This window comes from Caballeronia sp. A2-2 (genome assembly GCF_057612605.2).
The window spans coordinates 841,432-853,635 of sequence record NZ_CM172588.1; the positions used below are offsets into that span (position 1 = coordinate 841,432).

Annotated in this window: 12 protein-coding genes; 4 read left to right on the top strand and 8 right to left on the bottom strand. The window is 60.9% G+C overall.

The window, feature by feature from the left end:
- Positions 1 to 68 precede the first annotated feature (68 nt).
- The 7 genes from ACZCWR_RS20190 to norR form a co-directional block, all read right to left on the bottom strand.
- Positions 69 to 872 (bottom strand): c-type cytochrome, encoded by an 804-nt coding sequence (locus tag ACZCWR_RS20190; protein ID WP_487303397.1) that lies wholly within the window; start codon positions 870 to 872, stop codon positions 69 to 71.
- A complete protein-coding gene (locus ACZCWR_RS20195) occupies positions 869 to 2,494 on the bottom strand; it encodes a b(o/a)3-type cytochrome-c oxidase subunit 1 (RefSeq protein ID WP_487303398.1) in 1,626 nt (541 codons plus the stop codon). Before ACZCWR_RS20195 ends, ACZCWR_RS20190 begins: the two co-directional genes overlap by 4 nt.
- Positions 2,484 to 3,050 carry a cupredoxin domain-containing protein gene (locus ACZCWR_RS20200; RefSeq protein ID WP_487303399.1) on the bottom strand — a complete coding sequence of 189 codons (567 nt, stop codon included), beginning with the start codon at positions 3,048 to 3,050 and terminating at the stop codon, positions 2,484 to 2,486. The genes ACZCWR_RS20195 and ACZCWR_RS20200 overlap by 11 nt, the downstream gene beginning before the upstream one ends.
- Positions 3,051 to 3,093: 43 nt before the next feature.
- Positions 3,094 to 3,252: a hypothetical protein gene (locus ACZCWR_RS20205; RefSeq protein WP_487303400.1), complete on the bottom strand. Its 159-nt coding sequence runs from the start codon at positions 3,250 to 3,252 to the stop codon at positions 3,094 to 3,096.
- Positions 3,253 to 3,269: 17 nt separating this feature from the next.
- Complete coding sequence (locus tag ACZCWR_RS20210) at positions 3,270 to 4,544, bottom strand: c-type cytochrome (RefSeq protein ID WP_487303401.1); 1,275 nt, start codon at positions 4,542 to 4,544, stop codon at positions 3,270 to 3,272.
- Positions 4,545 to 4,557: 13 nt separating this feature from the next.
- Entirely contained in the window at positions 4,558 to 5,232 is a 675-nt protein-coding gene (locus ACZCWR_RS20215; RefSeq protein WP_487303402.1) for a c-type cytochrome, read from the bottom strand.
- Positions 5,233 to 5,543: 311 nt separating this feature from the next.
- Positions 5,544 to 7,121 (bottom strand): nitric oxide reductase transcriptional regulator NorR, encoded by a 1,578-nt coding sequence (norR, locus tag ACZCWR_RS20220; RefSeq protein WP_487303403.1) that lies wholly within the window; start codon positions 7,119 to 7,121, stop codon positions 5,544 to 5,546.
- A 102-nt stretch (positions 7,122 to 7,223) separates the two neighbouring features.
- Between norR and hmpA the strand changes: the two genes are divergently transcribed.
- The 4 genes from hmpA (at position 7,224) to ACZCWR_RS20240 (ending at position 10,549) form a co-directional block, all read left to right on the top strand.
- The gene (gene hmpA / locus ACZCWR_RS20225; protein ID WP_487303404.1) at positions 7,224 to 8,411 is read left to right on the top strand and encodes an NO-inducible flavohemoprotein; all 1,188 of its coding nucleotides are present in this window, start codon (positions 7,224 to 7,226) and stop codon (positions 8,409 to 8,411) included.
- A gap of 1,068 nt (positions 8,412 to 9,479) precedes the next feature.
- Positions 9,480 to 9,917 (top strand): carboxymuconolactone decarboxylase family protein, encoded by a 438-nt coding sequence (locus ACZCWR_RS20230; RefSeq protein WP_487303405.1) that lies wholly within the window; start codon positions 9,480 to 9,482, stop codon positions 9,915 to 9,917.
- A 10-nt stretch (positions 9,918 to 9,927) separates the two neighbouring features.
- The gene (locus ACZCWR_RS20235; RefSeq protein WP_487303406.1) at positions 9,928 to 10,329 is read left to right on the top strand and encodes a cupin domain-containing protein; all 402 of its coding nucleotides are present in this window, start codon (positions 9,928 to 9,930) and stop codon (positions 10,327 to 10,329) included.
- Positions 10,330 to 10,408: 79 nt separating this feature from the next.
- Positions 10,409 to 10,549, top strand: a complete 141-nt coding sequence (locus tag ACZCWR_RS20240; RefSeq protein WP_487303407.1) for a hypothetical protein — start codon at positions 10,409 to 10,411, stop codon at positions 10,547 to 10,549.
- 28 nt (positions 10,550 to 10,577) lie between these two features.
- On the opposite strand, the gene ACZCWR_RS20245 is transcribed toward ACZCWR_RS20240, so the two are convergent.
- A complete protein-coding gene (locus tag ACZCWR_RS20245) occupies positions 10,578 to 12,005 on the bottom strand; it encodes an OprD family outer membrane porin (RefSeq protein ID WP_487303408.1) in 1,428 nt (475 codons plus the stop codon).
- Positions 12,006 to 12,204: the final 199 nt, after the last annotated feature.

Here is a 12,204-nt window from a genome sequence, read left to right on the forward strand (position 1 = left end):
ATTGCATTTTGCATTCATTGGACCACGATAACCGAAACCGCCCGAACGGAGCAACGAAGCCCCTTTCGTCAATGCGCGTTCGTTTCTCGCGCGTAGTAGGCGGACGCCGCCTCGATCTCCTCGTCTGTCATGTTGCGCGCGACGTTGCGCATGACCTGATCGATATCGTTGGTGCGCGCGCCGCTTTTGAACGCGAGCAGTTGCGACTTCGTATAGGCGGACGGCAAACCATCGAGCCACGGACTGCCCGCCTTATTGTCGATGCCGCCATGACACGCAGCGCACGGCGCGATATTGCGCATCGGCGCTCCGTGCACGACGATCGACGGCGCAAGCGATGCGCTGATCCTTCGCTGCGCGGGCGGCCTCGGCAGGCTCGCGTAATACGCGGCCAGATCGCGCATGTCCTGGTCGCTGAGGTTCATCGACATGGGCGACATCACGGCGTTGGTGCGCGCGCCCTGCTGAAAATCGATCAACTGCTTGTAGATGACCGATGCATATTGCCCCGCGAGATTCGGCGAATTCGCCTCGCTCATGCCGCGCTCGCCGTGGCACATCGTGCAGCGCAACGCTAACGTTGCGCCGCGTCCGACTGAGTTCGATGTCACGCTGGCGAGCAATTGCGGTGTCATCTCGACGCTGGAGAGTTTTGTTTTCGGCTCGACGGTGTTCGTTTCCGCAAACCACGTACGCGGCAAACCCGCCGCGCTACAGATTGCATTCCATATACCGCTGAACGGTTCATCGCGATGCACGGAAGGCAGCCATACAAAGCCGATCAGCGCCGACACGACTGCAATCCCAATGGTCCCGAGCACGCTGACCGTGAACCAGCGATTGCGTAATGTGAAGAGGCGTTCATCGCTCATCGCTGTGCTCCGATGGGCACCGCGGGCACCGACGTATCCGGCTGCGACAGCAATTGCGCGATGGGATAGCCATAGTTCACGAGCGTCAAGCCGATCATCAACGTGAGCCACAACGCGAAGCCGTTGAGCGCCACCGGAATGCTGCGCGGTTCATGCACGGCGCGACTGAAGCGGAATTCTTCGATCACCGCGCGCGGCGCGCGATGCCCTCGCACCAGCACCGCGATGAACATCGCGCCCGACACCACGAGTATCAGGCCGCCGATGACCGAAATCGTCACATACACCGCCTGCGCGGCGATGGCCGGATCGCCATAGTCATAGAACGCCATGCGTCGCGGCATGCCCAGAATGCCGACGTAATGCCACGGAAAGGTCAGCACGATCATGCCGATGAACCACAGCCATAATTGCCAGCGCATGAGCTTCAAATCGAGCAACGCGCGCCCCGTGAGATGCGGCCACAGATCGTACGCAATCGCCATGTACATGATGACGATGGCTCCGCCGAAGATCAGATGAAAATGCCCCGTCACCCATTGCGTGTTGTGCACGGTCGAATCGAGCTGATAACTCATGTTGATGAGACCGCCCGCGCCGCCAAAGCCAAGCATGACGAACGAAAACGCGACGGCGAGCATCATCGGGTTGTCCCATGGCAAGGCGCGAATCCAGCCGAGCATGCCGCGTCCGCCTCGCAAGCGAGCGGCTATTTCCACCGATGCGCAGATCGTGAACACGGTCAACAGCGTCGGCACCGCGACCAGCGCCGTGAACACCGAATGCATGAACTTGAAGCCCGAGCCTACTTGCGGATCGGCGAACAAGTGGTGAATGCCGATCGGCATCGACACCACGAGGAACAGGATGAACGAGATGCGCGCCATCGAATCACTGTAGAGGCGGCCGCCGATGGCGCGCGGAATGATCGTGTAATACGCGATGTAGGCGGGCATCAGCCAGAAATAGACGATGGCGTGCAGCGTCCACGAGAAGAACACGCGGGCGAGTCCTGCATCGATGGTGGACTTCCAGCCAAGCGCGACGGGCAGGATCATGAACAGCACTTCGATGGCCGCGCCCACCGCCGTCCATCCCCATAGATAGGCACCGGCAACCGTGGCGAACATGGGAAGCGGCACGGTCTTGCCGCGATTCTCGCGCTTCCACGACATGAGGTTCACGGACATCAGCGCGACCCAGACCCACGATCCAACCACTACCAGCACCACGCCGATATAGAAGAACGCGTTGGCGATCATCGGCGGATAGAAGGTGTAGAGCACCGAGGCAAGCCCGAGCGCTACAGTGACTTCCGCCATGACCGCGCCCACCGCGACCAGCACGAAACCGAGCCACGCCCAGCGCATGCCCACGAGCGGGCGCTTGAGCGACAGTTCGCTCACCGCATAACCGAAGCCCATCGCGATCAATGTGGGAAACGCATAACCCATCACCGTGCCATGCGCGGTCACGGATCGATAGTACAACTCGGGATTCTGCAACCACGGATGCAGCGGGCTGCGCACCAGCATCTGCCACGCACCCAGCAAGAGCGCGATACCGAAGACGACGAACGCCAGCCAGAAATGCGCGAGCACGAGGCGCTTGCTATTGAACACAGGACAGTCTCCGCGAGGCGGCCGGCAGCTTGTCGGCCATGTTCATGAACTTGGTACGATCGATCACCTTCACGTGCGCCCACATGTTCTGATGACCCGTGCCGCAGTACTCGTGGCAAGGCATGGTGTGATCGCCGGGCGTGTCGAAGGTCGTCTTGAAGGTGGAGACGTAGCCCGGTTCAAGCATCGAATTGATGTTCGTATCGGTGATGAGAAAGCCGTGCACCACGTCCGCCGCCGTCGCGCGAAACGTGACCGGCACGCCTGCGGGCACCACGAGACATTGCGGCGTGAACGAATACTGCTGCGCGACGATACGCACCGTCACCGAGCCGTCCGCTTCCGGCGCGCTCCCCAGATTGCTTTCGATGAATTCGCCCGACACGCTCAGGCTCGCGGGTTGCACGATCTCGACGCGCGAGGGCGGCATCATCGCCCAGTGCAGGCCGGTGTAGACCACCATCGCGACGAGCACCGTGACGATGGCGAGGACGACGAACGCCCAGCGCCGCTCTACTCTTTCGGCGACATCGTGCGAGCCTGAATTCGTGGACATAGACGCCTTTCGATGAATCGAGAAATCAGTGGAATCAGTTGAATCAGTGGATCACGCCGCGCGGCAGGAACACGGCGAAATAGAAAACGAACCACAGGCCGATGACAATGGCCGTCGCAATGCTCGCAAGCATGATCGCGCCGCCCGGCCCGCTTTTTACGATGTCATCGATCCTTGCGTCTTCGTTCGGGTCTTCATTCATGGTGTGATTAAGCATCCTTAATAAAGTGGTGCGGAGCGCAGTTCGTTGACTTCCTTCGTCGTGACGGGCGCGCCGTGATTGCCCCACGTCGTGCGGATATACGTGACCACCGCCGCCACTTCCACATCCGAAAGCGCCTGCGCGAACGGCGGCATGCCGTAGGGCTTCGGGTTCTTGAAGGTGCCGGGCGGATAGCCGCCGTTCAGCACCATGCGAATCGGATTGACGGCGGACGTCATCACGATCGACTGGTTGTTGGCGAGCGGCGGAAAGTCCGGCGGCATGCCCTGACCTTGCGCGGCGTGGCATTCGGCGCAATGCTGGTCGTAGACCTTCTTGCCGAGCGGCGCGAGATCGGAGCGCGCTTCGACCGCTGCCTGAGTCGGCGGCGCGGACTTGTCACCGGCATGCGCGGGCAGCGCTTTGAGGTAGACGGCCATTGCACGCACGTCGTCATCGCTCAAGTATTGCAGGCTGTCGTAGACGACTTCGGCCATCGGTCCATACACCGCGCCGCGATTCGATACGCCCGCGTGCAGCAGCCCCACGATGTCATCGAGACTCCAGTCGCCCAGCCCCGCTTCCTTGTTCGATGTCAGCGCGGGCGCATACCAGTTCTGAATCGGAATGAGGCCGCCTTCGAAAGCCTTGGATTTCACGTTGCCGCCGAGCGCGTTGATGGCCGTGTGGCACATCGAGCAATGGCCGAGTCCTTCGACGAGATACGCGCCGCGATTCCATTCGACCGATTGCTTTGGATCGTTCTGATACGTCGATTCACGAAAGAACAGCGAACGCCAGCCGATCAGCAATTCACGACGATTGAACGGAAAGCGCAATTCATGCGGCCGATTCGGTTGATGCACCGCGGGCGTGGACATGAGGAACGCGTAGATCGCGTCGGAATCGGCGCGCGTGACCTTGGTGTAGGACGTGTACGGCATCGCCGGATAGAGCAGCGAACCGTCGCGCGAGCGGCCGGTGTGCATCATGCGATAGAACTCGTCGGCGCTCCATGTGCCGATGCCCGTTTGCTTGTCGGATGAAATGTTCGGCGTGTAGAGCGTGCCGAACGGCGTGTCCATCGGGCGGCCGCCGCCGAAGGTCTTGCCCGCAGGCAGCGTGTGACACGCGATGCAATCGCCCGCGCGCGCGAGGTATTCGCCGTGTTTGATCGTGTCGGCGCTGGCCGTTTGCGCCACGGCCAAGGTCGCACGCGTGACGCATGAGGCCAGCAGCACCGCGACGGCCAGCGCCCGTATGAATCGTCGAAGGTGTCGCAAGCGGAGCACGTCGTGTCCTCGGTTAGTGGGAAACGCTGCCGCAGACGAGCGGCATTTTCAGCGAACCGGCGGCGACGGGCACCGGATCGGCCGGCGCGGGCAGCGACGCGAGATAGGTGGCGACGGCGGTGATATCGCGATCCGACAGCCGTTGCGCCACCTGACGCATGCAGTCTGGCGCGAGGGTCGTGCGCGTGCCGTAGCGCCACGCGCCGAGTTGCGCGCTCAGGTAATCCGCGTGCAGGCCGAGCAGGCCGGGAATCGCGGGCTCCATGCCGGTCATCGATGCGCCGTGGCAACTCACGCAAGCTGGCACGCCACGCGAGGCGTCGCCCTTCATCACGAGCGTCTTGCCCGTTTCGAGCGTCGCGGCCTCCACCTTGACGGGCGCATTCGGCGCGAATGGCGGACGCTGGCTCGCGAAGTAATCCGCGATCTGCTTGAGATAGGCATCGGGCAGATACGCGAGCAGGTAATTCATCGGCGGATACTTGCGCCGGCCGTCACGGAAAGCGAGCAACTGGTTGTAGAGATAGCCCGAGGGTTTGCCGGACAGGCGCGGAAAGTAGTCGTTGTCGGTGCCCTGACCTTTGTCGCCGTGACACGCGGCGCATCCGAGCACGCGCGCCTGCATGGTGTCCGGCGCGCGTTCGGTGGGCGCATCGGCCGCAAACGCCTTGAGGCATGTCAAGGACAAGCACGCGGACAAGATCCAGGCGCTGCGCCTGCGCACGTTTCCCACGTATCCCCCGCTCGGTTGGCCGTATTGGATGGACGAACACGCGTATCTTTGGATAAGACCGATACACGGTTTGCCGCTGTTCTTCAAGACGCTTCGGTGTACTAGCCGGTCCTTCTGATCTTAGGAGAGCCGTCACGTCTTTCACAGCATGCAGATTGTCTCAATGCACGCGTTCGCTGCGAGCGATGCAATCGATCGTTTATTGACTTCGAACAATGTTCCGCATCATTTTGAGATGCGTGACGATGCGCATTGCGCGCGCTCGATTACTTCAGACCGAGACGTTTGGCCAGCCGGTTCAGATTGGCGCGATCAATGCCAAGATCACGCGCGGCGGAGGCCCAGTTCTGATCGTTGCGCGTCAAGGCATCGAGCACGAGCGTGCGTTCGTAGGCGGTGACGGTCGTGCGAAGATCGGCGACGGGCGCAGCTTCAGCGTGAGTCGTTTCGATAGCCGATGAAGCCGCGAGCGAAAGATCGGCCGCATTGAGCGTGAGGATACGCGGGCGCGTTCGTTGTGCCGCGAGTGCCTTCAGCGCGCTGCGGCTGATCGCGTGTTCCAGTTCTCGCACGTTGCCGGGCCACGGATACGCGAGCAGCGCGTTCTGTGCATCGGCGGAAAGGCGCAGGCTCGCGAGACCCAGCCGCGCGCGGTTCTCCTCCAGAAAGAAGCCCGCGAGCAACAGCGCGTCGCGGCCACGCTCGCGCAACGGCGGCACCACGAGCGGATACACCGACAGCCGGTGATACAGATCCGCGCGAAACCGCCCGTTGCGCACTTCGGCGGCCAGATCGCGATTCGTCGCCGCGATGAGCCGCACATCCACGCGATGCTCGCGATCCGAACCGATCCGCTGCAACTGGCCGTCTTGCAACACGCGCAGCAGCTTGGCCTGCATCGTGAGCGGCAATTCGCCTACTTCGTCCAGAAAGAGCGTGCCGCCGTCGGCCAGTTCGAACTTCCCGCGCCGGTCCGACGACGCGCCCGAGAACGCGCCGCGCACGTGTCCGAACAGTTCGCTCTCCACCAGATTGTCCGGCAGCGCCGCGCAATTGAGGCTGATGAGCGGCTTGCCCGCGCGCGGCGAACGCGCGTGAATCTCGCTGGCGACGAGTTCCTTGCCGACGCCCGTCTCGCCCGTAATCAGCACGGTCAGATCGCTCGATGCGACGATCGCGATTTCATCGCGCAGACGCCGGAAGGACTCGCTGTTGCCGATCATCTCGCGCTGACGTTCGCTGGCTTGCGCGTAGACATCGGCGCGGCGGCGATGTTCTTCGCCCGAGCGCGCCAGTGCATCGATACGTTCGGCCACGCTGACGGTCGCCGCCGCGAGACTTAGAAACGCTTGCAGCGAGGCCGTGTCGATGTCGTCGAAACGCGCGGGATCGAGCGCATCGAGCGTGAGCACGCCCCACGGTTTTCCGTCGATGACGAGCGGGCAGCCGAGGCAATCGTGCACTTCCAGATGCCCGCCGATGTCTTTGACGAGGCCATCGTAGGGATCGGGCAAGTCGGACTGCGCGGGGAAACGCGTGGGCTCCACGCGCGACAGGATGGCCGCGAAGCGCGGATGTTCGCTCACGCGAAAGCGGCGCCCGAGCGTATCGCCCGACAAACCGTCGATGGCGAGCGGCACGAGCGTGTCGCCGTCCAGTCGCAGGAGCGCGGCGGCATCGCCGGGAAAAAGCGCGCGCAGGGTGCGCAGCAAACGCCGATAGCGCTCTGTGTCGGGCATCTCGCGCGACAGGTCTTCGATGAGCGGCACGAGCGCGTCCAGCAACACGCGTGAAGTCATTGCGACTACTTCAGCAGTCTTTGTGACCAGAGTCGATTCGACCATTTCTCACTTCAGAACGTTGATTTAGCTATCATTTTAAACTGGCATGCATCGTGTATGTATTTGGAGAGCAAGAAACTTTATCCACTTCAAAAGGACTACACCATGCTCTCAGCCGAACATCGCGCCATCGTCAAGGCTACCGTCCCGCTGCTCGAAAGCGGCGGCGAAGCGCTCACCACGCACTTCTACCAGTCCATGCTCGACAACCATCCCGAAGTGCGTCCAATGTTCAATCAGGCGCATCAGGCCAGCGGCGCACAACAGCGCGCGCTCGCCAAGGGCGTGTTGATGTACGCCCGTCATATCGATGAGCTGGAGAAGCTTGGCGGGCTGGTCGGGCAGATCATCAACAAGCATGTCGCGTTGAACATTCAGCCGGAGCATTATCCGATCGTCGGACGCTGCCTGCTGGCGTCCATTCGCGAAGTGCTCGGCGCGGAGATCGCCACCGATGCGGTGATCGAAGCGTGGGCAGCCGCTTACGGGCAACTCGCGGATTTGCTGATCGGGCTGGAGGAGAACATCTACGCCGAACGCGCAGATGCGCCCGGCGGATGGCGCGGCACGCGGCGTTTCGTGGTCTCGCAAAAAGTCGTGGAAAGCGATGAGATAACGTCTTTTCATCTCGTGCCGGAAGACGGCGGCGCGCTGCTAGATTTTGAGGCGGGACGGTACATTGGGTTGCGCGTGTTCGTCGATGGCGAGGAAACGCGCCGCAATTATTCGCTGTCGGACGCGCCGGATGGGCGCGCGTATCGCATCAGCGTGAAGCGCGAGCCGAATGGCAAGGTGTCCGGATTCTTGCACGACAGCGTGCGCGCGGGCGATGTGATTGAGTTGTATCCGCCTGCCGGTGACTTCCGATTGCAGCATGGCGAACGGCCGCTCGTGCTGATCAGCGGCGGTGTGGGCATCACGCCGACGCTTGCCATGTTGCGTGCGGCGCTGGCTTCGAACCCGGCGCGGCCGGTGAGCTTTATTCATGCGGCGCGGCATGGCGGCGTGCATGCTTTCCGCGATGCCGTCGAAGCGCTGGCGGCGCGACATCCGCAATTGAAGCGCTTCTATTGCTACGAACAAGCGCGTGAGGGCGATCATGCGGCGCATGCCATCGGTTTCGTCGATGAAACGCTGCTGGGTCGATGGCTGCCCGAGGATCGGAATGTGGATGCTTATTTTTTGGGGCCGAAGGCGTTTATGAAGGCGGTGAAGAGGCATCTGCGGGCGCTTGGGGTGCCGGAAGCGCAAAGTCGGTATGAGTTTTTTGGGCCGGCGGCGGGGTTGGATTGAGTATTCGGGTTTGGTCTGTTGGGATATTGGATCGTCGGTGATGCTGTCTTTATGTTGGGCAAGGGGCTGCTGTTGGTTGGGCTTTTGATTCAGTAGCCGCCTCCCCGGCGGGGGGGTAACTTTCTTTGCTGCTGCAAAGAAAGTCACCAAAGAAAGCAGCTTTTAAAACCATGCTCGATGGCTGGAGAGGGTTGGTCTGGATTAACCGATGCAGTGGCCGCAATAGGACTTCCCGCGCATAACCTGCCGCTTTGGCAACCTCGCGATCACGCGCGCGAATATTTATGGCTTAGTGGTCCGCGCTCATGCTTTCGGCCATGCGCTTCGCGCGCCGAGAACGTAAGAACGGAATCCCGCAGCCTATTAGCGCCCAGCCACATCACGCTTATTCGCAAGATTGCTATTCGGCCCTACCGTGGTTAGTGCTCCGACTAAAAGGTGACGCGCGTTGGTGTGCACGCTTTGCCCAGAAGCGCTTACCAAGGTAGGGCCCAATGGGAGAGGTGCGATGCGGTGTGATGTGGCTGGGCGCTTATACGCTGCGGGATTCCGTTCTAAAGCTCTCGGCGCGCGCAGCGCATGGCCGAAAGAATGAATGCGGTCCACTTAGACTAGAGAGTTGGAGCGCGTAATCGCTAGGTTGCCTAAGCGGCTCGTTATGCGTGTGAAGTCCTATTGCGGCCACTGCATCGTTAAACCAGACCACCCTCTCCAGCCAGCGTGCCTGGGGGTAAAAGCTGCTTTCTTTGGTGACTTTCTTTGCAGCAGCAAAGAAAGTTACCCCCCCGCCGGGGAGGCGGCTACTGCAATAAAAGCCCAAACAACAGCAGCCCCTTGCACAAAAAGAACAACAAAATCCAAGCCCGCAACGACAGTAAAACCAAACATTGTCCGTCAGTTCCAGATGCTGCCATCTCCACGTGCTCGACCCGTTCAAAGCCCGCCGCAAAAACCCCAACCACTGGTCACCTAAAATTCCCCAAAACCGGTCATTCCAAAAAACCACCTCCACGCCTAATCTAAACCTGTCGCGCCACCCAAAGCGCTCCAGCCAAAAGGACACGCACCATGCAACCCCGCCTCGACTTCTACAAATCCAGCCCATCTGCAATCAAAGCCATGCTGGGCCTCGAAGAACGCATCGCCAAATCCAATATCGAAAAATCCCTGACCGAATTGGTCCGCCTGCGCGCCTCGCAGATCAACGGCTGCGCGTTCTGCGTCGACATGCACACGACCGATGCCCGCAAAGGAGGCGAAACGGATCGTCGGCTGGCAACCGTCGTCGTGTGGCGCGAAACGCCCTTCTTCACGGACCGCGAACGCGCCGCGCTGGAATGGACCGAAGCGCTCACGCTCGTGTCGCAAGAACACGTTCCCGATTCGGTATGGGAAGCCGTCCGCCCGCATTTCAGCGATGAGGAAATCGTCGATCTGACCTTGCTCATCACCGCGATCAACGGCTGGAACCGCTTCGCGATTGCCTTCCGCAAATTGCCCGCTTGAGGAGCCTTCAATGAAAAAATTGATAGCCGCCGCGCTGTTGCTGAGTTCCGCCGCCGCATGGGCACACGACTCATCGAGCGAAGAAAAAATCACGCCTGTGATGAAGCAAGCCATACCCGAAGCAGCAGGCAAAAACGTGCTGATCGCCACCGTGGCGTACAAACCCGGTCAGGCATCGGATGCGCACACGCACCCCGGCTCGATCTTCGCGTATGTGCTCGAAGGACGCGTGACATCGCAACTCGAAGGCTCGCCCGCGAAGACTTACGGGCCGGGAGAATCGTGGTACGAGGCGCCGGGCGCACATCACATCGTGTCGAAGAATGCGAGCCGCACGAAGCCCGCGAAGCTGCTGGTCTTCGCGATTGCCAGCGAAGGCGATCAACTGAAACAGCCTATGCCGCAACATTGAAGATGCAAACTTTTTGACGTATCGGAGAACGATTTAACGGAGAATCGCTCGCCATCTCAGCGACTTTTCTCCGGTCATCATGAAACCTCTCCGTTCTCTCGCCGCCGTTTCGATCATCCTGGCAACCCTCACGCTTAGCGGTTGCGGCCTGTTCGGCTGCAACGGCTTCGCGACCAACGGCGGCGGTTTCGGCGGATGCAGCGTCGGGACGCGCTTCTGAAGCGTTCCCAACGCCCGCATCGTTAAAGTCAGAACACGTTCACCGGCACATTCACCATCAGGCGATACACCGAACTGGTGATATCCGAATAGTGCTCGCTGCCCTTGTGGTACATGTAGTAGAACTTGACCGACGTGTTCTTGAACTTGCCGTCCGGCACCGTGTAACTCGGGATGATGCCGAATTCGTGATGCGAGCCATGCACCGGCTCGCCATTCACGATGTAGTTCGCCGCCTGCGTGGTGCCGCTGTTCGCCATCGCGCTGCCATCCGCGCCCCAGCCATACGCGCCCCACAACGTGAACTTGAGTCCGGGCACGCCGTAGTCCTTCATGTTGAGCGAATACGTCAGGCTGACGGATTTTTCGTGCGGCTGGTTGTAGTCCACATCGAGCGAGTTCGACAGATAATCGCCCGCCGACTGGCCCATGTAGTCGAACATCTGATCGCTGACAATCTGCTGGAAAGCAAACTGGAGCGTATGCGCGCCATGCGTGCCCGCGAGCGCCAGGCTATAGGCGTTGTTGTTGATCGACCCTTGACGTTCGCTGCCGATCGCGCCCGTGTAGTAGTAGTTCACCGAGCCGGTCCAGCGCACGGATTTCGGATCGCCAATACTCTGCGTCGCCGTGAAGTAATACTGCTGCCACACGTTGTTCGCGATACCGCCGTACAGCGACACCGCCGTGTCGTCGCCGCGCGTCCAGTCGCCGCCGAAGTACGTGAAGCGCGAAATATGCGTGCCGCCGTATTCCGTGTAAAGCTGCGTCGTCGATGTCATGCCGCGCGCGAGCACCGCATCCACCGTGCCGGCCTTGAGCGTCAGGTTCTTGATTTCATCGCTGGCGAGCGAAAAGCCGCGATATGTCGGCGGCAGCGCGCGATTGTCATGCGGCGACAGGAACGGATTGTCGAAGAGTTGCTGACCGTATTTGACGACCGTATTCGACATGCGCGCCTTCACGTCCCACACGCCGGGATAGACCCACGCGGATTGATCGTAGACGTGATTATCCGGCCCGATGCGCACGCGATTACCCGCGCCGTTTCCGCCGTTGAGCTTCAACGCACCGAACAGCGATACATCGCCGCCGAGGCCGATCAGCCCTTTCGTGTAGCCGGATTCGAATACGGCCTGCGCGCCGAGCACCCACGCGTCCTTTTTGCCCGCGCCCTTGAAATCGTCATGCTCGGTGTAAGAGCGCAACAACATATTCAAATGCGAATCTTCGATGAAACCCTTCGATTTCGCCTGATTGCTCACCGGCGCATCCGCTTCGGTATTCGGCGGGGAATCGGGCGGCGTTTCCGTGTGGCGCGAGATGGGCTCCGCATCCGGCTGCTGCTGCGCGACCGATGCGACAGGCGCTTGCTGCGCGTGAACGCCCAGACTGGCCGCCACTGCACCGCTGAACAACAAGATTGAAAGTGCTACTGAGCGTTTTTGTTTTTGCATGAAAAGTATCTCCAACGACTGACCCAACCTGAACGGCTTTTTATAAAAATGACGCGGCGATTTCCGGACGCACGGATGCAACTCGCCGCGCCCGGCGATCGTGAAGATCGGGGCGAACGAGGCGTTCGGAATTCGCTGCGAGTGGGGACGGCGCGCGGCATTGAACTGCCGCGTGCCGTGACTACGGTTCCGCTATGGC